The organism is Frigoribacterium sp. CFBP 8766 (assembly GCF_014841435.1).
In the GTDB taxonomy this organism is placed as follows: Bacteria; Actinomycetota; Actinomycetes; order Actinomycetales; family Microbacteriaceae; genus Frigoribacterium.
Genome location: NZ_JACYTX010000001.1, coordinates 18,492 through 41,449, shown reverse-complemented (window position 1 = coordinate 41,449; position 22,958 = coordinate 18,492). Strand labels below are relative to the sequence as shown.

General features: G+C 68.4%; 22 protein-coding genes and 2 tRNA genes. 9 read left to right on the top strand and 15 right to left on the bottom strand.

From position 1 onward, the window contains the following. Positions 1-81: 81 nt before the first annotated feature. The gene (locus tag IFT90_RS16720; protein WP_192040496.1) at positions 82-927 is read right to left on the bottom strand and encodes a rhomboid family intramembrane serine protease; all 846 of its coding nucleotides are present in this window, start codon (positions 925-927) and stop codon (positions 82-84) included. Continuing rightward, a complete protein-coding gene (locus IFT90_RS00190) occupies positions 928-1,467 on the bottom strand; it encodes a peptidylprolyl isomerase (RefSeq protein WP_123547408.1) in 540 nt (179 codons plus the stop codon). It lies immediately after the preceding gene. Positions 1,468-1,605: 138 nt separating this feature from the next. Here IFT90_RS00190 and IFT90_RS00185 point away from each other — a divergent pair, with 138 nt between their 5' ends. Continuing rightward, positions 1,606-2,151 carry a hypothetical protein gene (locus IFT90_RS00185; protein WP_192040495.1) on the top strand — a complete coding sequence of 182 codons (546 nt, stop codon included), beginning with the start codon at positions 1,606-1,608 and terminating at the stop codon, positions 2,149-2,151. Between the two features lie 327 nt (positions 2,152-2,478). Here the strand turns inward: IFT90_RS00185 and IFT90_RS00180 are convergent. The 10 genes from IFT90_RS00180 to dnaA form a co-directional block, all read right to left on the bottom strand. Further along, positions 2,479-2,551 (bottom strand) — tRNA-Ala (locus tag IFT90_RS00180). A gap of 37 nt (positions 2,552-2,588) precedes the next feature. Beyond that, positions 2,589-2,662, bottom strand: a tRNA-Ile gene (locus IFT90_RS00175). A gap of 71 nt (positions 2,663-2,733) precedes the next feature. Further along, positions 2,734-3,141 (bottom strand): DUF3566 domain-containing protein, encoded by a 408-nt coding sequence (locus tag IFT90_RS00170; RefSeq protein WP_123547406.1) that lies wholly within the window; start codon positions 3,139-3,141, stop codon positions 2,734-2,736. Then, positions 3,134-5,806, bottom strand: coding sequence for a DNA gyrase subunit A (gene gyrA / locus IFT90_RS00165; protein WP_192040494.1), 2,673 nt, complete (start codon positions 5,804-5,806; stop codon positions 3,134-3,136). The genes IFT90_RS00170 and gyrA overlap by 8 nt, the downstream gene beginning before the upstream one ends. A gap of 76 nt (positions 5,807-5,882) precedes the next feature. Further along, positions 5,883-7,856: a DNA topoisomerase (ATP-hydrolyzing) subunit B gene (gyrB, locus tag IFT90_RS00160; protein WP_123547404.1), complete on the bottom strand. Its 1,974-nt coding sequence runs from the start codon at positions 7,854-7,856 to the stop codon at positions 5,883-5,885. A gap of 165 nt (positions 7,857-8,021) precedes the next feature. Continuing rightward, complete coding sequence (locus tag IFT90_RS00155; protein WP_371741043.1) at positions 8,022-8,603, bottom strand: DUF721 domain-containing protein; 582 nt, start codon at positions 8,601-8,603, stop codon at positions 8,022-8,024. Further along, complete coding sequence (gene recF, locus IFT90_RS00150; RefSeq protein WP_192040493.1) at positions 8,600-9,850, bottom strand: DNA replication/repair protein RecF; 1,251 nt, start codon at positions 9,848-9,850, stop codon at positions 8,600-8,602. The genes IFT90_RS00155 and recF overlap by 4 nt, the downstream gene beginning before the upstream one ends. 15 nt (positions 9,851-9,865) lie before the next feature. Then, entirely contained in the window at positions 9,866-10,750 is an 885-nt protein-coding gene (gnd, locus tag IFT90_RS00145) for a phosphogluconate dehydrogenase (NAD(+)-dependent, decarboxylating) (protein WP_192040492.1), read from the bottom strand. 56 nt (positions 10,751-10,806) lie between these two features. Next, positions 10,807-11,955 carry a DNA polymerase III subunit beta gene (gene dnaN, locus IFT90_RS00140; protein ID WP_192040491.1) on the bottom strand — a complete coding sequence of 383 codons (1,149 nt, stop codon included), beginning with the start codon at positions 11,953-11,955 and terminating at the stop codon, positions 10,807-10,809. Positions 11,956-12,445: 490 nt separating this feature from the next. Next, positions 12,446-13,861 carry a chromosomal replication initiator protein DnaA gene (gene dnaA, locus IFT90_RS00135; protein ID WP_192040490.1) on the bottom strand — a complete coding sequence of 472 codons (1,416 nt, stop codon included), beginning with the start codon at positions 13,859-13,861 and terminating at the stop codon, positions 12,446-12,448. 307 nt (positions 13,862-14,168) lie between these two features. On the opposite strand from dnaA, the gene rpmH reads away from it, so the two are divergent. The 8 genes from rpmH (at position 14,169) to IFT90_RS00095 (ending at position 19,710) form a co-directional block, all read left to right on the top strand. Continuing rightward, positions 14,169-14,306 carry a 50S ribosomal protein L34 gene (gene rpmH / locus IFT90_RS00130; RefSeq protein WP_123356527.1) on the top strand — a complete coding sequence of 46 codons (138 nt, stop codon included), beginning with the start codon at positions 14,169-14,171 and terminating at the stop codon, positions 14,304-14,306. 8 nt (positions 14,307-14,314) lie between these two features. Further along, the gene (rnpA, locus tag IFT90_RS00125) at positions 14,315-14,650 is read left to right on the top strand and encodes a ribonuclease P protein component (protein ID WP_123547399.1); all 336 of its coding nucleotides are present in this window, start codon (positions 14,315-14,317) and stop codon (positions 14,648-14,650) included. Beyond that, the gene (yidD, locus tag IFT90_RS00120) at positions 14,647-15,009 is read left to right on the top strand and encodes a membrane protein insertion efficiency factor YidD (protein WP_123547398.1); all 363 of its coding nucleotides are present in this window, start codon (positions 14,647-14,649) and stop codon (positions 15,007-15,009) included. Before rnpA ends, yidD begins: the two co-directional genes overlap by 4 nt. Before the next feature lie 10 nt (positions 15,010-15,019). After that, positions 15,020-15,982 carry a membrane protein insertase YidC gene (gene yidC, locus IFT90_RS00115; RefSeq protein WP_133739077.1) on the top strand — a complete coding sequence of 321 codons (963 nt, stop codon included), beginning with the start codon at positions 15,020-15,022 and terminating at the stop codon, positions 15,980-15,982. Positions 15,983-16,077: 95 nt separating this feature from the next. Beyond that, positions 16,078-16,677, top strand: coding sequence for a R3H domain-containing nucleic acid-binding protein (locus tag IFT90_RS00110; protein WP_244644725.1), 600 nt, complete (start codon positions 16,078-16,080; stop codon positions 16,675-16,677). Between the two features lie 7 nt (positions 16,678-16,684). Further along, on the top strand, positions 16,685-17,335 hold the full coding sequence (rsmG, locus tag IFT90_RS00105; protein WP_192040489.1) for a 16S rRNA (guanine(527)-N(7))-methyltransferase RsmG: 651 nt from the start codon (positions 16,685-16,687) through the stop codon (positions 17,333-17,335). A gap of 462 nt (positions 17,336-17,797) precedes the next feature. Next, positions 17,798-18,748 carry a ParA family protein gene (locus tag IFT90_RS00100; protein ID WP_192041354.1) on the top strand — a complete coding sequence of 317 codons (951 nt, stop codon included), beginning with the start codon at positions 17,798-17,800 and terminating at the stop codon, positions 18,746-18,748. Beyond that, positions 18,748-19,710 carry a ParB/RepB/Spo0J family partition protein gene (locus IFT90_RS00095; protein ID WP_192040488.1) on the top strand — a complete coding sequence of 321 codons (963 nt, stop codon included), beginning with the start codon at positions 18,748-18,750 and terminating at the stop codon, positions 19,708-19,710. Before IFT90_RS00100 ends, IFT90_RS00095 begins: the two co-directional genes overlap by 1 nt. A gap of 433 nt (positions 19,711-20,143) precedes the next feature. On the opposite strand, the gene IFT90_RS00090 is transcribed toward IFT90_RS00095, so the two are convergent. From IFT90_RS00090 to trxA, 3 genes are all read right to left on the bottom strand, one after another. Further along, a complete protein-coding gene (locus tag IFT90_RS00090) occupies positions 20,144-21,103 on the bottom strand; it encodes a D-alanine--D-alanine ligase (protein WP_192040487.1) in 960 nt (319 codons plus the stop codon). A gap of 65 nt (positions 21,104-21,168) precedes the next feature. After that, positions 21,169-22,476 carry a PLP-dependent aminotransferase family protein gene (locus tag IFT90_RS00085; RefSeq protein WP_192040486.1) on the bottom strand — a complete coding sequence of 436 codons (1,308 nt, stop codon included), beginning with the start codon at positions 22,474-22,476 and terminating at the stop codon, positions 21,169-21,171. Between the two features lie 123 nt (positions 22,477-22,599). Beyond that, entirely contained in the window at positions 22,600-22,926 is a 327-nt protein-coding gene (trxA, locus tag IFT90_RS00080; protein WP_123547390.1) for a thioredoxin, read from the bottom strand. Positions 22,927-22,958: the final 32 nt, after the last annotated feature.

The following is a 22,958-nucleotide window of genomic DNA, read 5'->3' as shown; positions in this document are numbered from 1 at the left end:
GACGACGAAGGAGGCGGCACCCGGGTGGGTGCCGCCTCCTTCGTTCTCCTCACCTCACGTCGGAGGCACCCGCGGGCCGGGTCAGAGGTAGCCGAGGTACATCGCCGAGCGCCCGAGGACGATCAGCAGGCAGACCGCACCGATGGCGACGAGACCCGCCGTCTGCAGGCCGACCTTCGAGCGGTGGCGTGTCTTCGTGTAGACGAACGACACCAGGGCGCCCACGACGAGGCCGCCGACGTGCGCCTGCCACGAGATGTTCGGGGAGACGAGGCCGATGGCGAGGTTGATGCCCAGCACCACGAGCAGCTGGACGCCGTTCGAGCCGCCCAGGCTGCGGGCGATCACGAAGAAGCCCGCCATGAGGCCGAAGATCGCGCCGGAGGCGCCCACCACCGGGGTGGTCGGCGACAGGAGCGTCACCGCGGCCGCGCCGCCCAGCCCGCTGATGAAGTAGAGCGCCGCGTAGCGGGCCCTGCCCAACGTCCGCTCGAGCTGCGCTCCGAAGATGTACAGCGCGTACATGTTGAAGAGGATGTGCAGGACGCCGCCGTGGGTGAACATCGACGTGACGATGCGCCACGGCTCGACGAGCGCGATCGGCGCGTAGTACGAGAACGCCGAGCTGACCACGCCGCCCGTGAGCACCTGCGCGAGGTACACGACGAGGCTGACGCCGATGAGGCCGTACGTGACGACCGGGGCCCCGCCGCGGGAGGCGCTGCGGATGCTGCCCAGGACACGAGGCTGCACGCGCGGAGCGGAGGCCTGAGCCTCGCGCACGCACTCCGGGCAGTGCACGCCCACCGCGGCCGGGGTCTGGCACTGGCCGCAGATGGTGCGACCGCACCGCTGGCAGAGCACGAAGCTCTGCCTGTCGGGGTGCCGGTAGCAGTAGTTCGCTGCGTCGGCGGGGACCTGTGTCACCTAGACCTCGTCGATGGTGACGCTCTCGATCACGACGTCCTCGAGGGGCTTGTCGCGCGCGTCGGTGGGGACGGCCTCGATGGCGTCGACGACCTTCTTGGACTCGTCGTCGGCGACGACGCCGAAGATGGTGTGCTTGCCCTGCAGCCACGGCGTGGCGACGGTGGTGATGAAGAACTGCGAGCCGTTGGTGCCGCGGCCGCCCTGCTTGCCGGCGTTCGCCATGGCGAGGACGTAGGGCTCGCCGAAGTTCAGCTCGGGGTGGATCTCGTCGTCGAACTGGTAGCCGGGGCCGCCGATGCCCTGGCCGAGCGGGTCGCCGCCCTGGAGCATGAAGTCCTTGATGATGCGGTGGAAGACGACGCCGTCGTAGAGCCGGTCGGTGCTGACCTTGCCCGTGGAGGGGTGGGTCCACTCGATGGTGCCGGTGGCGAGCCCGGTGAAGTTGGCGACGGTCTTGGGTGCGTGGTCGCCGAAGAGGTTCACGGTGATGGTGCCGTGGTTGGTCTTGATGGTGGCGACAGCGGTGTGCGTAGACATGAGGCCATTCTCCCACAGGGCCCTCAGCACATCAGCGGGTGCCCAGCGAGCACGGTGTTACCTGCCAGGAAGCCTCGTGCCAGACTGGGAGGCCAGCAGCGAACCGAGCCGTTGCGCACTAGTCGTTGGAGGAACACTGTGGCCCTGTCACGCAAGCAGAAGAAAGAACTGAAGAAGTTCAAGAAGCACGCGTTCGACGTGTGGTCCGAGCAGCGCGAGGTCGTGAGCCACGCAGGCAAGGTCATCGGCGACGCCCGTGACCACGGAGTCCGCTACGCCAACAAGAACGTGACGCCGCGCATCAAGCACGCCGTCGACCAGAACGTCCGTCCGGCCGTCTCGCAGGGCCTCTCGGCCGGCAGCCACGCCGCGACCGTCGCCCAGGACCGTCTGAAGCACGACGTCTACCCGGCCCTCTCCTCCTACTTCGGCGGTCTCGACCTCGTCAACGACCCCAAGGTCGCGAAGGCCGTCAAGAAGGCCAAGAAGCAGGGCGGCAAGTTCGCCTCGCAGGCGTCGAAGTACGCGCCGACCAAGAAGAAGTCGGGCCCCGGCGTCGGCGGCGTGTTGCTGATCGGCCTCGGCGTCGTGGCGCTCGGCGGCCTCGTCTTCGCCGCCGTGCAGACGCTCCGCGCCGACGACGAGCTCTGGGTCGCCGACGACGACGCCGACACGAAGGCCTAGTCACTCAGTCCCCACCCGCACCACCCCGCAGGGCCCGCCTCCTCCCCGGAGCCGGGCCCTCCGCACACCCCCCGGCGCCGCAACGAGCGAAGCGAAGTTGCGACCGGCGACGAGCGAAGCGACGTCGCCCCCTCGCGGCAACGAGCGAAGCGAAGTTGCGACCGGCGACGAGCGAAGCGACGTCGCCCGCTGCGCAGGCGGCTGTACCGTCTGGGTCGGCGTAGCCGACACGCTGCGCCGCAGGAGCGGCGGCGCAGCCGAACCAGCACGAACGAAAAATCCCCGCGAACCCACGACGTGGGCGAGCAGGGAAAGGCCTATTTTTCGTGGAGCCTAGGAGAATCGAACTCCTGACATCCTGCTTGCAAAGCAGGCGCTCTACCAACTGAGCTAAGGCCCCGAGGTACCGGGTGCACCCGTCGGAGGACCTTCGGGAGTGGGGCTAACAGGACTTGAACCTGTGACCTCTTCGTTATCAGCGAAGCGCTCTAACCGCCTGAGCTATAGCCCCCGGACCGTCGTAAAGCCTACAGCACCACGACGGAGATGACGAATCGACCGCAGGGGCCGATCCGACCCGGATCAGTTGTTCGTGAAGCCGACCAGCAGGCCGCCGGTGACCCGGACGCTCAGGTTGTAGAGCACGGCCACGACGGCGCCGAGCACGGTGCCGACCACGACGTTCAGCACGGCCACGACGATCGAGAACAGCATGACCTGCCCGACGTTGAAGCTGTCCTGGATGGTGAAGTTCTGGTCGCCCAGGATGTCGCGCAGCACCTGGTCGAGGTCGTTGAAGATGCCCGTCTGGTTGAGGATCAGCCAGATCAGGAACGTCGCCACGACGGTGACGATCCCGAGCGCGACAGCGATCAGGAACGACAGCTTCACGACGGACCAGAAGTCGATGTAGACGAGCTTCAGGCGCACCTGCTTGGTGCCGGACGGGCGCGCGGTCTTGCGCTGAAGCTTCTCGGCGACGCTACTCATTGGTCGGTTCCTCTCCGGTGCTGCTGTCGTCGGCCGTGTCCGCGGGTGCCTCCGTGACGGGGTCGACGGCGTCGATCACGTCTCCGGGGCTGACTGCGGGCACGGCGTCGTTGTCGCCGACGGCGTCGATGACGGCCTCGTCGGACGGTGCCACGAGGTTGCGCTCGGTGTTGCGCGCCAGTGCGATGATGCGGTCGTCGGCGGCGAACCGCGCGAAGACGACACCCATGGTGTCACGTCCCTTCGCCGGTACCTCGGCCACGGCAGAACGTACCACCTTGCCGCTCGAGAGCACGACGAGCACCTCGTCGTCGTCGCCGACGATCAGGGCGCCGGCCAGGTCGCCCCGGGCCTCCGCGAGCTTGGCGACCTTGATGCCGAGCCCGCCGCGGTTCTGCACGCGGTACTGGTCCGCGCCGGTGCGCTTGGCGTAGCCGCCCTCGGTGACGACGAAGACGTAGCCCGTGTCGTCGGCCACGGAGGCGGAGAGCAGCGTGTCGCCCTCGCGGAAGGTCATCCCCTTCACCCCGGACGTGGAGCGGCCCATCGGGCGCAGCGAGTCGTTGGTGGCCGTGAAGCGCAGCGACATGCCGTGGCGCGAGACGAGCAGCAGGTCGTCGCTCTCGTCGACGAGCAGCGCCGAGACGAGCTCGTCGTCGTCGCGGAGGTTGATGGCGATGATGCCGCCCGTGCGGTTCGTGTCGTACTCGGTCAGGGCCGTCTTCTTGATGAGGCCGTCGCGGGTCGCGAGCACGAGGTACTGGGCGACCTCGTAGTCGCGGATGTCGAGCACCTGCGAGATCGACTCGTCCGGCTGCATGGCGAGGAGGTTCGCGACGTGCTGTCCCTTGGCGTCGCGTCCCGCCTCCTGCAGCTCGTAGGTCTTGGCCCGGTAGACGCGTCCCTTGTCGGTGAGGAAGAGCAGCCAGTGGTGCGTCGTCGTGACGAAGAAGTGGTCGACGACGTCGTCGGCCCGCAGCTGCGCGCCGCGGACGCCCTTGCCACCGCGGTGCTGGCTGCGGTAGTTGTCGCTGCGGGTGCGCTTCACGTAGCCGCCGCGGGTGATGGTGACGACCATCTCCTCCTCGGGGATCAGGTCCTCGACGCTCATGTCGCCGTCGAAGCCGAGCATGATCTCCGTGCGCCGGTCGTCGCCGAACTTGTCGGTGATCTCGCGCAGCTCGTCGCTGACGATCGTGCGCTGGCGCTCGGGCTTGGCGAGGATGTCCTTGTAGTCGGCGATCTCGCGCTCGAGCTTGTCGGCGTCGTCCTGGATCTTCTGGCGTTCGAGGGCGGCCAGGCGGCGCAGCTGGAGGTTGAGGATGGCGGAGGCCTGGACCTCGTCGACGTCCAGCAGGTCCATGAGGCCGGCGCGCGCCTCCTCGACCGTGGGCGAGCGGCGGATGAGCGCGATGACCTCGTCGAGGGCGTCGAGCGCCTTGAGGTAGCCGCGGAGGATGTGGGCGTCCGCCTCGGCCTTGCGCAGGCGGAACTGGGTGCGCCGGACGATGACGTCGATCTGGTGCGCCACCCAGGCGGAGATGAAGCCGTCGAGCGCCAGCGTGCGGGGCACGCCGTCGACGATGGCCAGCATGTTGGCGCCGAAGTTCTCCTGGAGGGAGGTGTGCTTGTACAGGTTGTTGAGGACGACCTTCGCGACGGCGTCGCGCTTCAGGACGATGACGAGGCGCTGCCCGGTACGGCCCGAGGTCTCGTCGCGGATGTCGGCGATGCCGCCGATGCGGCCGTCCTTGACGAGCTCGGCGATCTTGATCGCGAGGTTGTCGGGGTTGACCTGGTAAGGCAGCTCGGTGACGACGAGGCAGGTGCGGCCCTGGATCTCCTCGACGTTCACGACGGCCCGCATGGTGATCGAGCCACGGCCCGTGCGGTAGGCGTCCTGGATGCCGCGGACGCCGAGGATCTGCGCGCCGGTGGGGAAGTCGGGCCCCTTGATGCGCTCCATCAGCGCCTCGAGCAGCTCCTCGCGGGAGGCCTCGGGGTGGGCCAGCGACCACTGCGCGCCCTCGGCGACCTCGCGGAGGTTGTGCGGCGGGATGTTCGTCGCCATGCCGACGGCGATGCCGACCGAGCCGTTGACGAGGAGGTTCGGGAAGCGTGCCGGCAGGATGGCCGGCTCCTGCGTGCGGCCGTCGTAGTTGTCCTGGAAGTCGACGGTGTCCTCGTCGATGTCGCGGACCATCTCGAGGGCGAGCGGCGCCATCTTCGTCTCGGTGTACCGGGGGGCCGCGGCGCCGTCGTTGCCGGGCGACCCGAAGTTGCCCTGGCCGAGCGCGAGCGGGTAGCGGAGGCTCCACGGCTGGACCAGCCGGACGAGGGCGTCGTAGATGGCCGTGTCGCCGTGCGGGTGGAACTGGCCCATCACGTCGCCGACGACGCGCGAGCACTTCGAGAACGCGCGGTCGGGACGGTAGCCGCCGTCGTACATCGCGTAGATCACGCGACGGTGGACGGGCTTGAGGCCGTCGCGCACCTCGGGCAGCGCACGGCCGACGATGACGCTCATCGCGTAGTCGAGGTACGAGCGCTGCATCTCGAGCTGCAGGTCGACCTGCTCGATGCTGTCGCGCTTGATCGCCGCGGGGAACGCGGTGGTGCCCTCGGCGTCGGTGCCCTCGGGGGTGTCGTTCGGCTCGTCGGCCATGATTCTCCGTCTGTCGTGGTCTGCCCCGGTGTCCTCCGCGGGGCGCGGGCGTGCTCCGGCTCAGCCGTCGCACGCGTCAGATGTCGAGGAAGCGGACGTCTTTCGCGTTCTGCTGGATGAAGTTGCGTCGTGACTCGACGTTCTCGCCCATGAGCGTGTCGAAGATCGTGTCGGCCGCCGCGGCGTCCTCCAGTGTCACCTGCAGCAGGGTGCGCGTGTCGGGGTCCATGGTGGTCTCCCACAGCTCCTTGTAGTCCATCTCGCCGAGGCCCTTGTAGCGCTGGATCGCGTTCTCCTTGGGGATGCGCTTGCCGGCGGCCTTGCCCGAGACGAGGACGGCGTCGCGCTCGGCGTCGCTGTACACGTACTCGTGCGCGGCGTTGCTCCACTTGAGCTTGTAGAGAGGCGGCTGCGCGAGGTAGACGTAGCCGAGGTCGATCAGCGGACGCATGTACCGGAACAGCAGCGTCAGCAGCAGGGTCGTGATGTGCTGGCCGTCGACGTCGGCGTCGGCCATCAGCACGATCTTGTGGTACCTGGCCTTGTCGGGGTCGAAGTCCTCGCCGATGTCGGCGCCGAACGCCTTGATCATCGCCTGGACCTCGTTGTTGCCGAGCGCGCGGTCGAGCCGCGCCTTCTCGACGTTGAGGATCTTGCCTCGGAGGGGCAGGATCGCCTGCGTCTCGGGGTTGCGGCCCTGGACGGCCGAGCCGCCGGCCGAGTCGCCCTCGACGATGAAGATCTCGCTGCGCGACGGATCCTTGCTCTGGCAGTCCTTGAGCTTGCCCGGCATGCCGTTCGACTCGAGCACGCCCTTGCGCCGCGTCTGCTCGCGCGCCTTGCGGGCGGCCATGCGCGCCTGCCCGGCCAGGATGCCCTTGCGGACGATCTCGGCGGCCTGCTTGGGGTTGCGGTCGAACCAGTCGGTGATCTGGTCGAAGGTGACCTTCTGCACGAACGACTTCGCCTCGGTGTTGCCGAGCTTGGTCTTGGTCTGGCCCTCGAACTGCGGCTCGCCGAGCTTGATCGAGATGACGGCGGTCAGGCCCTCGCGGACGTCGTCGCCCGTGAGGTTGTCGTCCTTCTCCTTGAGGAGGTTCTTCTCACGCGCGTACCGGTTGATGAGCGTCGTGAGGGCCGCCCGGAAGCCCTCTTCGTGGGTGCCGCCCTCGTGGGTGTTGATCGTGTTGGCGTAGGTGTGGACGCTCTCCTGGTACGAGGTGTTCCACTGCATGGCGACCTCGAGCGAGATCTTCTTCTCGGTGTCCTCCTGCTCGAAGGCGAGGATGTCGTCGTGCACCGTCTCGACCTTCTTGACCGCGTTCAGGTACTGGACGTAGTCGACCAGGCCCTTCTCGTAGTGGAAGACGTCGTGTCGGGGCTCGGCGTCGTCGGGCTGCGGGCGCTCGTCGCTGAGCTCGATCCGCAGGCCCTTGTTGAGGAACGCCATCTGCTGGAACCGGGTGCGGAGCGTCTCGTAGTCGAACTCGACCGTCTCGAAGATCTCGGCGTTGGGCCAGAAGGTGATCGTCGTGCCGGTGGTGTCGTCCTCCTCGCCCTTGGCGAGCGGCGCGACGGGGACGCCGTCGGTGAAGCTCTGGCGGTAGACGTTGCCCTGTCGACGGACCTCGACGTCGAGTTCGCTCGAGAGCGCGTTCACGACCGAGCTGCCGACGCCGTGCAGGCCGCCGGAGACCGCGTAGCCGCCGCCGCCGAACTTGCCGCCGGCGTGCAGCACCGTGAGGACGACCTCGACGGTCGACCGGCCCTCGACGGGGTGGACGTCGACGGGGATGCCACGGCCGTTGTCGACGACGCGGACGCCGCCGTCTTCTCGCATGGTGATCTCGATGTGGTCGCACCAGCCGGCCAGGGCCTCGTCGACCGAGTTGTCGACGATCTCGTAGACCAGGTGGTGCAGACCGCGCGGGCCCGTCGAGCCGATGTACATGCCCGGTCGCTTGCGCACCGCCTCGAGACCCTCGAGCACCTGGATCGCGCTGGCGCCGTAGGAGTCGTCGGGCTGGGCGTCGGCGGGGTTCGGTGTCATGTTCGCGGGGGCTCCTGGCGTCTGGGACGAGGGTCGTCGCCCGGCCGCGACCTCGCTGAGGACGGCTCGCGGACGACCTTGTGAGTCTACCGCAGGCCTGTCCCCCACGGGGCGAATTCCGCCCTCAGAGGGATTTTCCCGAGCCGGGTGGACGATTCACCCTCCCTAGCCGTAGGTATCGCGAGGGCCACGCCCTGGGACCGATCTGGGGCCGCGTTTCCAGGACGGGGCGTTGGGTGCCAGGAAACGCACCGACTGGATGCCGGCGTCGGGGTAGCGCTGGACGATCGTCGTGGTCACCGTGCCGCGCATCAGGCGCAGCTGCGTCGCCCACGCCGTCGAGTCGCACTGCACGGTCAGGGTGCCGTCGTCGATGGACACCGGGTGCGAGTGCGCGGACAGCTCGTCGCCGACCATGTCGGGCCACGCCGCCATGAGGTCGGACTGCGCCAGGGGCGACTTCCAGCCCAGCTCGGACGTGACGCTCGCGAGCACGTCGGCGATGCCGCGGGGCTCACGTCCCGTGCCGAAGGGCTGGCTCGGCGAGCCGAGCTTGATGGCCTTCCGCCGCCGGCCGTCGCGCGAGCGTCCGTTCGGGTCCCCGAAGACGCGGCGGAACCTCAGGTAGACGCGCTGCGCCTCGTCGTCCGGCAGCGGCTCGGGGGGCGCAGGAGGCGGCGGTCCCGTCGTCGAGGAGGGCGCCTCCTCCGCGGGGCGCGCGGTCGGGTCGTCGTCGTCGGCGTTCACGACGGGTCCGCGGTCGCGCCCGCGGCGTCGGTGGGTGCCGCCGTGTCCGCGGTCGTGGTCACGGTCGCGGCCGTGACCTCTGCCGTGTCCGACTCCTCGACGATGGTGCCCGCGGAGATGCGGACGGTGTGCGCGGCCAGCCGGTCGGGCACGTCCTCCTCGACCGCCGCGGTGATGAGCACCTGCTCGTAGTCGGCCACGGCGTCGGCCAGTCGCTCGCGCCGGGACCCGTCGAGCTCGGCGAACACGTCGTCGAGCACGATGACGGGGTCGCCCGTCGTCGCCTCGGCGCGGACGACGGCCGCCGACGCGAGCTTCAGGGCGAGGGCGAACGACCAGGACTCGCCGTGGCTCGCGTAGCCGCGGGCAGGGAGGCCGTTGAGCGAGAGGAAGAGGTCGTCGCGGTGCGGCCCGACGAGCGTGAGGCCACGGTCGAGCTCGCTGGGCCGGACCCGGGCGAGCGCTTCGCGGAACACGTCGGCGACCTCGGCCGGCGCCACCTGCTCGGTGGGCGCCTCCGGCGCCGGGGCGTCGTCGTCGACCGTCGCGCCCCGGATGCTCAGGACGGTCGAGAGCCGTGCCGCGTGGTCCTCGCCCGCGACGGCGGCGTACGAACGAGCCACCTCGGGGGCGAGATCGGCGACGAGCCGCTCGCGTGCGACGACGATCTCCGTGCCCAGCGCCACGAGGCGCTCGTCCCAGATGTCGAGGGTGCCGAGCTGACCCGCCTTGACGCCGGAGGCGCGGGCCGACTTGAGGAGCGTGTTCCGCTGGCGGAGCACCCGGTCGTAGTCCGCCTGGACCCCGGCGAACCGGGGCGCCCGGGTCACGAGCAGCTCGTCGAGGAACCGGCGACGGCCCGACGGCTCCCCCCGCACGAGCGCGAGGTCCTCCGGAGCGAACAGCACGCTGGTGAAGTAGCGCGGCAGCTCGCGGGGCTTGATCGCGCTGCGGTTGACCTGGGCGCGGTTGGCGCCGGTGCGGTTGATCTGCACCTCGGCGAGGAGCTCGCGACCCTCTGACTCGAGGCGCGCCCTGACGATCGCCGAGTCCGTGCCCTGTCGGATCATCGCGGCGTCGGACGAGACGCGGTGCGACCCGAGGGTCGCGAGGTAGCCGAGCGACTCGACCAGGTTGGTCTTGCCCTGGCCGTTCCGGCCGATGAAGAGGTTGGGCCCGCGCGCGAGCGCGACTTCGGCGGAAGCGTAGTTCCGGAAGTCGGTCAGGCTCAGATGGAGTACTCGCACGCGGGCCGGAGGCGACTAGGCCTTCTTGACCGCGTGGCCGCCGAACTGGTTTCGCAGGGCGGCGACGGCCTTCATGGTGGGCGAGCCCTCGCCCTGACGCGACACGAAGCGCGCGAAGATCGACGCGCTCAGCGCCGGCATCGGCACGGCGTGGGCGATGCCCTCCTCGAGCGTCCAGCGGCCCTCGCCGCTGTCCTCGACGTAGCCCGAGAGAGCGTCGAGCTTCGGGTCGGCGTCCAGCGCGAGGACCATGAGCTCGAGCAACCAGGAACGGACGACCGTGCCGCGCTGCCATGCCTTGAAGACGGCGGGGACGTCCTCGACGAGGCCCTTGGCCTCGAGGAGCTCGTAGCCCTCGCCGTACGCCTGCATGATCGCGTACTCGATGCCGTTGTGGACCATCTTGGCGTAGTGGCCTGCGCCGACGGCGCCCGCGTGGCTGAAGCCCTCCTCGCGGGGGCCCTCAGGGCGCAGCGCGTCGAAGACGGGCATCGCGCGCTCGACGTCGGCGGAGTCGCCGCCGACCATCAGGCCGTACCCGTTCTCAAGGCCCCACACGCCGCCGGAGACGCCGGCGTCCATGTAGCGGATGCCCTTGGCATCGAGGAGGGTCGCGTGGACCTCGTCGTCGAGCCACTTCGAGTTGCCGCCGTCGATGACGAGGTCGCCCGGCTCGAGGACCTCGCCGAGGTCCTTGATGACGGCGTCCGTGATCTGGCCGTGGGGGACCATCACCCAGACGAGGCGCGGCGACGGGAGCGCCTGGGCGAGGGCACCCAGGTCGGCGACGTCGGAGACCGCGGGGTTGGCGTCGTAGCCGGTCACCTCGATGCCCGCGTTGCGCAGGCGAGCGCGCATGTTGTTGCCCATTTTGCCGAGACCGACGAGGCCGATGTGCATGAGGATCCTTCGTTCTGTGGAGGCGTCGATCGTGGCGCCTCCGTCGTGTCGCGCTGTCAGCGCAGGAGGAGGTTGGGCTGCAGCAGGTAGCGGTAGCTGTCAGCCCCCGCCTGGTCCTTGGAGGACTGACTGGTGATCAGCACAGGACCGGGCTTGTTCGGGTTCTCCGTCTTGGTGAAGGAGATCCGCACGAACTCGGAGTGGACGGCTCCGAGGCCGTCGAGGAGGAACTGGGGCTTCAACGAGACCACCGTGTCCTCTCCCGTCAACAACGCGTCGATCGACTCTGATGCCTGCGCTTGTTCGCTGCCGACCGCCTCGAGGGTGAGGCCGTCGATCGTGAACGTGAACCTGAGGGCCGCCTCGCGCTCGAGCACGAGCGAGACGCGGCGGATGGACTCGACGAGCTCGGCGGTGTTGATCACCGCGAAGTTCTCGACGGTCTCGGGGAAGAGCCGCTTGACCGGGGGGAAGTTGCCCTTGATCAGCAACGACGTCACGGTCTTGTCGCCGGCCTGGAACGCGATCAGCTCGCGGTCGTCGCTGCCGGTGATCGACACGGACACGGTGCTGGCGCCGCCGAAGGTCTTGCCGACCTCCTGCAGGGTGCGGGCCGGGACGAGCGCTGTCGTCGTCTCGGTGCTCGCGGCGGTGCCGGGATCGAACTCGATCCCCCGGACGGCCACCCGGTAGCGGTCGGTGGCCACGAGCGACAGGGCGTTCTCGGTGACCTCGAGCTGCACGCCCGTGATGACCGGCGTCACGTCGTCGCGGGAGGCGGCGACGGCGACCTGGGAGATGGCCAGCGAGAAGGCGTCCCCGGGCACGACACCCGAGCGCTCGCCGACCGTGGGCAAGGTCGGGTACTCCTCGACGGGCATGCTCAGCAACGAGAAGTTGGCGGAGCCGCAGCTCACGGCGATGCGGTTCTCGTCGGTCGAGAACGTCACGGGCGCGTTGGGCAGGCGGTTGGCGATGTCGGCGAGGAGGCGCCCCGACACGAGGATCGTGCCGGGCTCGTCGACCTCGGCCGCGATGCTCGTCTGGGCCGAGACCTCGTAGTCGAAGGACGAGAGCGTGAGCCCGTCGGCGTCCGCCTCGATCAGCACACCGCTGAGGATCGGCAGCGTCGTCCGCTGGGGCAGGAGCTTCACGGCGAAGGAGACGGCATCGCTGAAGACGTCGCGGTTGACCTGGAACTTCACGCGGGGACCCCTGTTCGACTACTCGCTCGTGGATGGCCCGCCAATACTGCCACAGCGAGGAGGCGGGCGGTCCCGGGCCCGAGGACCGCCGTCGGCTGTCCACAAGGTTGTCTCTCCAACAATTTCTTGTAATCAGGATTAACAGTCTTAACCGTTGTGCACAGTGTGGATAACCTGTTTAAAACCCCGAGGCCAGAGGGAACTACACGATTGTGACTTGTGCACGGAGTGTGGACTCGACGGGGTGATCGAACGACGTCCTCCTCGTCCGCCGAGGTCGGTTCCCACAGGCCCGAGCGATCCGTGAACACCCGAGCTGTAGTTGTCCACGTCTTTCCACAAGTTATCCACACTGTGGGATCGATGGCTGTCCCCAGGTGCTACAGGCCGCCTCCTGCGTGCTCGTGCACGCACGAACGGGCGCCGACCCGAGGTCGACGCCCGTCCGGGGCACGCAGCGAGGAGGCGCCGGCACAGCGCCTCGACTCGCCTACTTGTAGCGGGTGTCCTGCTTGATCCGGCTCGTCAGCTCGGTCACCTGGTTGTAGATCGAGCGGCGTTCCTTCATGAGCTCGCTGATCTTCTTGTTCGCGTACATGACCGTGGTGTGGTCGCGGTTGCCGAAGAGCTGGCCGATCTTGGGGAGGGACAGGCTGGTCAGCTCGCGGCAGAGGTACATCGCGATCTGTCGAGCCGTGGCGATCGCCTGCGAGCGGGACGACCCGTAGAGGTCGTCGACCGAGAGCTTGAAGTAGTCGGCGGTGTGGTTGATGATGTCGACCGGCGCGACGATGTTGTCCTCGTCGAGGGTGATCAGGTCCTTCAGGACTGTCTGCACGAGGGCCATGTCGACCGCCGTGCGGTTCAGGCTGGCGAACGCCGTCACCCGGATGAGCGTGCCCTCGAGCTCGCGGATGTTGCTCGACACCTTCGTGGCGATGAACTCGAGCACCTCGTCGCGGACCTGCAGCTTCTCGCTCTGCGCCTTCTTGCGGAGGATCGCGATGCGGGTCTCGAGGTCGGGCGCCTGCACGTCGGTGATGAGGCCCCACTCGAAGCGCGAGCGCATCCTGTCCTCGAAGCCCGTCAGGTGCTTGGGCGGCAGGTCGCTCGTGATCACGAGCTGCTTGTCGTGGTCGTGCAGGGTGTTGAAGGTGTGGAAGAAGGCCTCCTGCGTCGAGTCCTTGCCCTGCAGGAACTGGATGTCGTCGATCAGGAGGATGTCGATCTCGCGGTACCGCTGCTGGAACAGGTTCGAGCGGTTGTTGGCGATCGAGTTGATGAAGTCGTTCGTGAACTCCTCGCTGCTCACGTAGCGGACCCGGATGCCCGGGTACATCGTCTCGGCGTAGTGGCCGATGGCGTGGAGGAGGTGCGTCTTGCCCAGCCCGGACGAGCCGTAGATGAAGAGGGGGTTGTACGCCTTGGCCGGCGCCTCGGCGACGGCCACCGCCGCGGCGTGGGCGAACCGGTTCGACGCGCCGATCACGAAGTTGTCGAAGCTGTACTTGGGGTTCAGCCGCGAGTCGTTGCGCTTGCCGGTCGACGGCGACTCGACAGGCGTCGGCACGAACGGGGCCTCGATGTAGTGGGCCGGCTCCGACTCCTCGGGCTGCTGGGTGAGGGTGTCGGGCGTGATGTCGGGGTTGACGGTGATGGCGAAGCTCGCGACCGAGGTGTCGCCGAGCGCGGCGATCGACTCGAGCAGCGGGGTGCGGATGCGCTGCTCGAGCATGCCGCGGGTCAGGTCGTTGGGCACCTCGAGGTAGAGGGTGCCGCCCAGCACGCCCTTGGGCTCGACCAGGCTGATGAAGCCGTGCAGCTGAGGAGTGATGCGATCGTCGGTCGTCAGGGTCGCGAGCACGGATCGCCAGAGGTCCTGGACCGGATCGACGGTGTTCGCCACGGGGCTCTTCCTACCTACTTATGCACAGGTTTCTCCACTGGCCGACGAGCGACGTCAGAGCCAGGAACACTGCTACTTCCCCAGAACTACGCGGATGCGGAGCGGGAGGTGCCCACTTTAGTTCGTCGGGCCGCACCCTCCGCAACCGAGGTTGTCAACACTGTGGAGAACTCCGGGGAGGGCTGTCGTTTGACCGCAGGACAGAAGCCGCGTACTTTTAATCAGTTGAATCCCAGCCGACTCGGCTGACGAAGACTTCTCGGATCACGGCACCAGGCCAGGTCCGCATCCCCCTGGAGAGAACACCATGAGCAAGAGAACGTTCCAGCCGAACAACCGCCGCCGCGCCAAGAAGCACGGTTTCCGTGCTCGCATGCGCACCCGTGCCGGTCGCGCCATCCTGGCGCACCGCCGCGGCAAGGGCCGCACCGAGCTCTCCGCGTAGCAGCCTCCGTGTTGGCCCGGGCCAACCGGATCGTCCGCGCAGACGACTACCGCAACACAGTGCGCCGTGGCCGCAAGTCGGGCACGGCGCACTCGGTCGTCTACGTGCGTCGTCGAGACGACGACCTGGTCCGGTTCGGCTTCATCGTGGCCAAGACGGTCGGCAACGCCGTGGCGCGCAACACCGTCCGTCGTCGGCTCAAGCACGTGTGCCACGACATCCTCCCGGGGGTGCCCCCGGGCACCGACGTGGTCGTCCGGGCACTGCCAGGCAGCCTCGACGTTCCGTGGTCTACCCTGCTCAGGGACATCTCGGGGGTCGTCGACAAGGTCGTGGGACAGTGAAGCAAGCGGTGCAGTTCGTGACGTTGCTGCCGCGCAACGTGTGCGTCGTGCTGCTCCGCGCCTACCGGGCCGTCGTCTCTCCCCTCTACGGCGAGGTCTGCCGGTACCACCCGTCCTGCTCGCGGTACGCGCTCGAGGCCATCCAGCAGCACGGCGTCGTGCGGGGCTCGGCTATGGGCGCGTGGCGGATCGGCCGCTGCAACCCCTGGGCCGCAGGCGGCATCGACGACGTGACCCCGCCCCGGCGACAGAAGTACACCACCACGGCCTTCGGCTTCGTGGTCCCTCGATCCGACGTGGTCGCGCCCGCCCCGAGCGGCGTGCCCCGTCTCATCGTCCAGAGCCACGGAAAGGGCTGACCCGAACACCATGGACTTCATCGGAACCATCCTCTGGCCCCTCAGGTGGGTCGTCGAGGCGATCCTCGTGGGCTTCCACAACGTGCTCACCGCGCTCGGCATGGACACGGCCGCCGGCAGCACCTGGGTCCTGTCGATCGTCGGCCTCGTGCTCGTCGTCCGAGCTGCCCTCATCCCGATCTTCGTCCGCCAGATCAAGAGCCAGCGACGCATGATGGAGATCGCGCCCCGGCTCAAGAAGATCCAGGACAAGTACAAGGGCAAGCGCGACCAGTTCAGCCGCGAGGCGATGTCGCGCGAGACCATGGCGCTCTACAAGGACACGGGCACGAACCCGCTCAGCTCCTGCCTGCCGCTCCTCATCCAGATGCCGATCTTCTTCAGCCTCTACACGGTGCTGCACAACGCCCAGCAGGACAAGGTCGGCATCGGCCTCCTCAGCCAGGCGCTCTCCACCTCGTTCGGCGAGTCCTCGCTCTTCGGCGCACCGCTCAAGGAGACCTTCCTCGGCGCCACGACCTGGGAGGTCCGGCTGATGGCCGGCATCATGGTCGTCGTCATGACCGCGTCGCAGTTCATCACGCAGCTGCAGATCGTCTCGAAGAACATGTCGCCCGAGACCAAGGCGAGCCCCATGTTCAAGCAGCAGCGGATGCTGCTCTACTTCCTCCCCCTCGTGTTCGTCTTCTCGGGCCTCTCGTTCCCCCTCGGCGTCATGTTCTACTGGCTGACCTCGAACATCTGGACGATGGCGCAGCAGTTCATCGTCATCCGGAACATGCCCACCCCCGGCAGCGAGGCGGCCCTCGCCCGCGAGGAACGTCTCGCGAAGAAGGCCCAGCGCAAGGGCCTCGGGCTCGGCGACATCACCGTCACCGAGATCGAGTCCGCCCCCGCCGTGCCGAAGGCGACGCAGCGCGCGCAGCCCGTCGGCAAGAACCGCGCCAAGAAGCAGAACGGCGCCAAGAAGTAAGCAGCGCCGTGCTCCCCCGGCCTCGTGCGGCGGGAGCAATTCCGGCAGGCGATGCCGGCGACGTGTGACCGATCTACCCGGAAGAGGCGACGAGCATGACCGACAACGACACTGCCGACATGGACACCACCGGCGCAGACCTCCCCGAGGGCACCGCGGCGGTGGCCGAGGAGGCGACGATCACGGACGACCGGCAGCGCACCTCCGGCGCGTCCGACTCGGTCGACGGGGCCGACGCTGCCTCCGTCATCGACGAGGGCGAGATCGCCGCCGACTACATCGAGGAGCTCCTCGACATCTGCGACTTCGACGGCGACATCGACATCGAGGTCCGCGGCGGCCGGTCGTACATCTCGGTCGACGCCTCCGGCGAGGGGTCGCTGCGGACGCTGTCGAAGCCCGACACGGTCACGGCCCTCCAGGAGCTGACCCGCATCGCGGTGCAGACGAAGACCGGTGAGTTCTCCCGTCTCATCCTCGACATCGGCGGGTCGCGGCAGACCCGCGAGGCCGAGCTCGGGGCCATGGTCGACCGGGCCGTCGAGCGTCTCGAGGAGGGCGCCGAGGCGGCGTCCCTGCCGCCCATGTCGTCGTACGAGCGCAAGCTGGTGCACGACATCGTCGCCGCCCGCGGGTTCGTCTCGGAGTCCGAGGGCGAGGGCCGCGACCGGCACACCGTCATCAAGCGCGGCTGAGCCGATCGTGAGCACCGACCAGGCGGGCCTCCTCGAGGCAGAGCCCGCCGTCGCGCGGGAGATCTTCGGCGACCGCCTCGAGATCGTCCGACAGTTCACCGCCGACCTCGCCCAGCACGGCGAGGAGCTCGGGCTGATCGGACCCCTCGAGCTCCCCCGCTTGTGGACACGTCATGTGGTCAACTCCGGGCTGGTCGCGCCGCTGCTCCGATCGGGTGCACGTGTGGGAGACATCGGCTCCGGCGCGGGCCTGCCCGGCCTGGTGCTGGCAGCCGCGCGCCCGGACACGACGCTCCTGCTCATCGAGCCGATGGAGCGACGGACCGACTGGCTCTCCGCCGAGGCCGAGCGTCTCGGCCTGACCAACGTCGAGGTGATCCGGGCCCGCGCGGAGGACGTCGAGCTCGACGCCTGGCTCGACCAGGCGACCGCGCGTGCCGTGTCGGCGCTGACCAAGCTGATCCCGCTGACGGCCCGACTCGTGCGGACCGGCGGCGAGCTGATCCTGATGAAGGGCGCGCGCGTCGACCAGGAGGTCGAGGCGGCCCGCAAGGTCATCGCCCGGACGCACCTGGTGGACGTCGAGGTGCTCGAGCTCGGCGTCGGGGTCGTGGACCCCGCGGAGACGACCCGGGTGTTCAGAGCTACCCTCGACTGACGAGAGTCGAGGAGGCGCTGGCCGGCTCCACAGGAAGCGATCTGAGCGCCGCGGGTGATCCACCATCAGACACGTCGCCGCTCACGGTCTGAGATTGGCCGTCTCGTCGATCGGGGCGCATATTGCATTTGATCAGGGCATTTATTGCTATTCGCTGATTTCGAGCTGATCTCGGTGTTCTCGGGTCCGGAGCACGAAAACTCGTCCGGCATGGCTCGTCCTGGGGGTCGGGACGAGTTGCCGGCGACCTGCTCGACGCGCCTGCGACACAGTTATGCACATGTTGGCGAGCCTGTGCACAAACATGTCTCGCGCTCGTCCTGCACATCCCGCGCCGGCATTCACGCCTCGTTTCACGTGAAACGCGGACACGCTCGGAGGGGCTCCGATGCCTGTCAGCACCACCCGGCGAGATAGAGTGGAGGCTCGGCTCAGCAGTGATGATCATCGTCGATCGTGACCATGCGCGAGGCCGTTTCACGTGAAACACAGCGATGCGGAGATCCCCCGGTGAGTTCATCCACGGAGTACGACGACAGCACTCCTCTGGCGCGCGAGCTCGCTGATCTCCGGCGCCGGCGTGAGGCGCTCTCGAAGGACCCGCTCCCCGCGCCGGCGAACACACGGATCCTGACCGTCTCGAACCAGAAGGGCGGGGTCGGCAAGACGACGACGACGGTCAACCTGGCCGCCGCCCTCGCTCGGAGCGGGGCTCGGGTGCTCGTGATCGACCTGGACCCGCAGGGGAACGCATCGACCGCACTCGGGGTGGAGCACCGTGCGGAGACGCCCAGTGTCTACGACGTGATCGTCAACGAGGGCGACATCTCGGACGTCGTGCAGCAGAGTCCGGAGTTCCCCGACCTGTACTGCGTGCCGGCGACGATCCACCTGGCCGGTGCCGAGATCGAGCTCGTGTCGCTCGTGGCCCGTGAGCAGAGGCTCCGGACGCAGCTCGACGCCTACCTGTCGGCCACGGAGGCGGCGGGTGAGCGGTTCGACTACGTCTTCATCGACTGCCCGCCGTCGCTCGGACTGCTGACCATCAACGCGTTCGTCGCGGCCGGCGAGGTGCTCATCCCGATCCAGTGCGAGTACTACGCGCTGGAGGGGCTCAGTCAGCTGCTCCGCAACATCCAGCTGATCGAGAAGCACCTCAACCCGACCCTCCAGGTCTCGAGCATCCTGTTGACCATGTACGACGGGCGCACGAACCTGGCGCGACAGGTCGTCGCGGACGTGCGCGAGCACTTCCCGGCCGAGGCGCTGGACACTCTCATCCCCCGGTCCGTCCGCATCAGCGAGGCGCCCGGCTATGGTCAGACGGTCATCAGCTACGACACGAACTCACCCGGCTCGATCTCGTACCTCGAGGCCGCAGCAGAACTAGCACGACGAGGAGCACCCCAGTAGTGGCAACCAAGAGAACGGGCCTCGGGCGCGGCATCGGCGCCCTCATCCCCGTGGCAGAAGAAGGCCAGGACAGGCCCGTCGACGTCTTCTTCCCGACAGGACAGCAGACGGCGGACGAGCTGGTGGCGGTGCCGGGCGCTCGACTCGCCAACCTCAACCCGCTCGATGTCGTGCCCAACGCGCAGCAGCCCCGTGCGGAGTTCCGCGAGGAGGAGCTCGCCGAGCTGGTCACCAGCATCCGCGAGGTCGGTGTTCTCCAGCCCATCGTGGTGCGCCCTCTCCCCCGCGACGCCTCCGCCAAGGGTGCCACTGCGGCTCCGCAGTACGAGCTCGTCATGGGTGAGAGACGTCTGCGGGCCACGAAGCAGCTCGGCCTGGCGACGATCCCTGCGATCGTCAAGGAGACCGCCGACGAGTCGATGCTCCGCGACGCCCTGCTCGAGAACCTGCATCGAGCGGAGCTGAACCCGCTCGAAGAAGCCTCGGCCTATCAGCAACTCCTTGCAGACTTCGGCATCACCCAGGAGGAGCTGTCGAGCCGCATCGGCCGCAGCCGGCCACAGATCTCGAACACCCTGCGTCTCCTCCGCCTCCCTGCGAGCGTGCAGCGACGAGTGGCGTCGGGTGTCTTGTCGGCGGGCCATGCCCGGGCCATCCTGTCGACCGGGGATTCGCTCCTGATGGAGCGGCTCGCGGACAAGATCGTCAACGAGGACCTGTCGGTGCGTGCTGCCGAGGCCGCAGCGGCGGGCACGAGCATCAAGCCCCGCACGACCCGGGCTGCCGTGGGTCGGCACCAGGCTCATCTCGACGAGGTCGCCGAGAACCTCGGGGATCGACTCGAGACCAAAGTGAAGGTCAAGATGGGGGCCAGGAAGGGCTCGATCGCCATCGACTTCGCCTCGATGCAGGACCTCAACCGGATCCTCGCTGCTCTGGGGCAGGATCCGTTCTCCCAGTAGCCCTGCCGACCTAACCGACTCGGTCATGCTCGGTTTCACGTGAAACGCCCGCTTTCTCTCCGGTTGAGGCGGGCGTTTCGCCGTATACGCAGTCTCGACCCACCGGGCGGTCGGTGTTTCACGTGAAACGCTCCCCTTATTCAAGAAGGGACAGGCGTGGGATACCCGGTGTCTCGCGGCTCGTCGGGTTGTACGTGCGAGGCACGCGCACGCCCGGTCCTAGAGAAAGGGCGGGAATTGCGTAGGAACGGTCTCGGGGATCTCGGGCCTCCTTGGTGCGACGGACCATGTGTCTCATCTGCAGGTCTGTACTCCCGTGAAGGGAGGCTCTCGTGTGCCGATCGAGCTCGCTGCGGCCTGCTCCGCCACGCGTGTTCAACGCGAAACGCCCGCCCTCACGATCGACGGGACGGGCGTTCCCCGTGAAACGGTGTCACGCGTGGTCGAGGACGGCCTTCTCAGCGAGAGCCGCGTAGACCAGACCGAGCTCGAAGCCGGCGGCATCGAGGGCCATGGGGACCAGTGAGGTCTCCGTCAGGCCGGGCAGGACGTTCACCTCGAGGAACCACGGGGTGCCCGCCGCGTCGACGATCAGGTCGACGCGGGAAAGGTGGCGGAGGCCGAGCGCCTGGTGAACGGTCACCGCGGTCTGGGCCGCCGCCTCCTGCGCCCGGGCATCGAGGCGGGCCGGTGTGAAGAACGTCGTCTCGCCCGCGTTGTACCGGGCCTCGAAGCCGTAGACGCCGTTGCGGGGGACGATCTCGACGGCCGGCAGCGCGGAGGGGCCGTCGCCCGTGTCGATGACGCCGACCGCGACCTCGGTGCCGGTGATCTTCTGCTCGACGATCACGTCGTCGCAGTACGTGTAGGCGTCCACCATCGCACGGGGCAGCTGATCAGCGGATTCGACGACGGTGACGCCTTGCGCCGAGCCACCCCGGGCCGGCTTCACGACGACCGGGACGGGGTGTTCCTCCGAGATCGCGGCGAGCACACCTGCTGCGCCGAGCTCACGGAACGCGTCGTGCGAGAGGGTGATGCCCCGGGGCGTCCGGACCCCGGCGCGGTGCGCCAGCTCCTTGGCGGTGGGCTTGTCCCACGCGAGCCGCGCCGCCGCCGAGCTGCTGCCGACGAACGGGATGTCCAGCGCCTCGAGCAGGCCACGCAAGGCGCCGTCCTCGCCGCTGGCACCGTGCAGCGCGGGCCAGACGACGTCGGGTCGCGTGGTGGTGAGGTGTCCGAGCAGGGAGGCGTCGGGATCACGCAGGTCGACCTCGATGCCGTTCGCGACGAGGCTGTCGACCACGCGCCTCCCCGACCTCAGCGAGACGTCTCGCTCGTGGGAGATGCCCCCGGCCAGCACGGTGACCTTCTTGACGGCGCTCTGAGTCATCGGGGCTCTCTCTCGTGGGTCGGCCACGTGGTCGTCCCGTGGCGGCGTTACGTCTTAAGTGCTGATCAGTTGGTGTTCGGCGGCGGCGTCGACACACCGGTGCGCATCGTCAGCGGCGAGCCGAGCCGGGCACCGGAGAACGTCGCGAGGAGGTCGAGCTCGCCGTTGACCACGGTCGCGAGCCGGGCGATCCCGGTCCGGATCGACTCGGGCGTCGGGTAGCAGAACGACAGCCGGATGTTCTGGCGGCCACCGCCGTCGGCGAAGAACGCCGTGCCGGGCGTGTACGCGACGAGCTCCTTGACGGCACGGGGCAGCATCGCCTTCGAGTCGAGCTCGTCGGGCAGGGTGACCCAGACGAAGAAGCCCCCGTCGGGCACGGTCCAGCTGAGCGACGGGAGGTACTCCCCCAGCGCCGAGATCATGGCGTCCCGACGCTCGCGGTAGAGGCCGCGGAACGACTCGATCTGACCGCGCCAGTCGGCCTGGTCGAGGTACTCGGTGATGACGAACTGGCCGAACGAGTTCGGCGAGAGCGTCGCGGACTCGTTGGCGAGGATGAGCTTCTCGCGGATGGCGTGCGGGGCGAGGGCCCAGCCGACGCGGAAGCCGGGCGCGAGCGTCTTGGAGAACGAGCCGAGGTAGATGACGCCCTCGTCGTCGACCGAGCGCATCGCCTGGGGGGCCGGCTGGTCGAAGTACAGGAGGCCGTACGGGTTGTCCTCGAGGACGAGGATCCCGGCGTCGCGGCAGATCTCGAGGATCTCGAGCCGGCGGGCCCAGGTCAGCGTCACGCCGGCCGGGTTGTGGAAGTTGGGGATCGTGTAGAGGAACTTGATGGTGCGGCCCTCGGACCTGACCCGCGCGATCGTCTCTCGCAGCGCCTCCGGCACGAGGCCCTCGGCGTCGGTCGTGACGTGCGAGACGTCGGCCTGGTAGGCCTTGAAGACGCCCAGGGCGCCCACGTAGCTGGGCGACTCGGCCAGCACGACGTCGCCCGGGTTGACGAACAGCCGGGTCACCAGGTCGAGGGCCTGCTGGGAGCCGGTGGTCACGACGACGTCGTCGGCGCTGCCCCGGATTCCCTCCATCGCCATGATCTGCATGATGTGCTCCCGGATGGCCGGGGTGCCCTGCCCGGAGCCGTACTGCAGGGCCATCGCCCCGCCGTTCTGCGACATCACGCGGTCGATCGCCCCGGTGACGAGTTCGCGCGGCAGGGCGGAGACGAACGGCATGCCGCCGGCCAGGGAGACGACCTCGGGTCGGCTGGCGACGGCGAAGAGGGCTCGGACCTCGGAGGCGCTCAGGCCGGCCGTGCGGTCGGCGTACGAGTCGTACCACGGGTCGAGGTTGGTGCCCTTGTCGGTCATGTGCGTCCCTGTCGGTCAGAGGTGGTGCGGTTCAGGATATGCCCGGAGCGGCCCGGAGACGGCGAGAGCCCGCCCAGCGGGTGCTGGGCGGGCTCTCGGGCGGTGCGTCGACGCGGGGTCGACCTACGCGAGGAACTCCGCCAGGTCGGCCTCGAGGGCCGGCTTCGGCTTGGCGCCGATGACGGTCTTGACGACCTGGCCGCCCTTGTAGACCTTCATCGCCGGGATCGACGTGATCTGGTATTGCATGGCGGTCTGCGGGTTGTCGTCGACGTTGAGCTTGACGATCTCGATCTTGTCAGCGTTCTCGGCCGCGATCTGGTCGAGGATCGGCGAGACCGCGCGGCACGGGCCGCACCACTCGGCCCAGAAGTCGACCAGGATCGTCTTGTCGGACTTGAGGACGTCGGCCTCGAAGGAGGCGTCGGTGACTGCCTTGGCGCTGCTCATGGTGGTTCCTTTCGTCAGGGGGTTCGTGTGGT

Excerpts from the sequence above, each read along its gene's own strand:
- gnd (WP_192040492.1), bottom strand. The coding sequence starts at position 10,750 with ATGCACATCGGCCTCGTCGGTCTCGGCAAAATGGGCAACAACATGCGC.
- IFT90_RS00190 (WP_123547408.1), bottom strand. The coding sequence starts at position 1,467 with ATGTCTACGCACACCGCTGTCGCCACCATCAAGACCAACCACGGCACC.
- IFT90_RS00100 (WP_192041354.1), top strand. The coding sequence starts at position 17,798 with ATGCGCGAGGCCGTTTCACGTGAAACACAGCGATGCGGAGATCCCCCG.
- IFT90_RS00090 (WP_192040487.1), bottom strand. The coding sequence starts at position 21,103 with ATGACTCAGAGCGCCGTCAAGAAGGTCACCGTGCTGGCCGGGGGCATC.
- gyrB (WP_123547404.1), bottom strand. The coding sequence starts at position 7,856 with ATGACACCGAACCCCGCCGACGCCCAGCCCGACGACTCCTACGGCGCC.
- IFT90_RS00170 (WP_123547406.1), bottom strand. The coding sequence starts at position 3,141 with ATGAGTAGCGTCGCCGAGAAGCTTCAGCGCAAGACCGCGCGCCCGTCC.
- yidC (WP_133739077.1), top strand. The coding sequence starts at position 15,020 with ATGGACTTCATCGGAACCATCCTCTGGCCCCTCAGGTGGGTCGTCGAG.
- gyrA (WP_192040494.1), bottom strand. The coding sequence starts at position 5,806 with ATGGCCGACGAGCCGAACGACACCCCCGAGGGCACCGACGCCGAGGGC.
- trxA (WP_123547390.1), bottom strand. The coding sequence starts at position 22,926 with ATGAGCAGCGCCAAGGCAGTCACCGACGCCTCCTTCGAGGCCGACGTC.
- rpmH (WP_123356527.1), top strand. The coding sequence starts at position 14,169 with ATGAGCAAGAGAACGTTCCAGCCGAACAACCGCCGCCGCGCCAAGAAG.
- IFT90_RS00085 (WP_192040486.1), bottom strand. The coding sequence starts at position 22,476 with ATGACCGACAAGGGCACCAACCTCGACCCGTGGTACGACTCGTACGCC.
- IFT90_RS00110 (WP_244644725.1), top strand. The coding sequence starts at position 16,078 with ATGACCGACAACGACACTGCCGACATGGACACCACCGGCGCAGACCTC.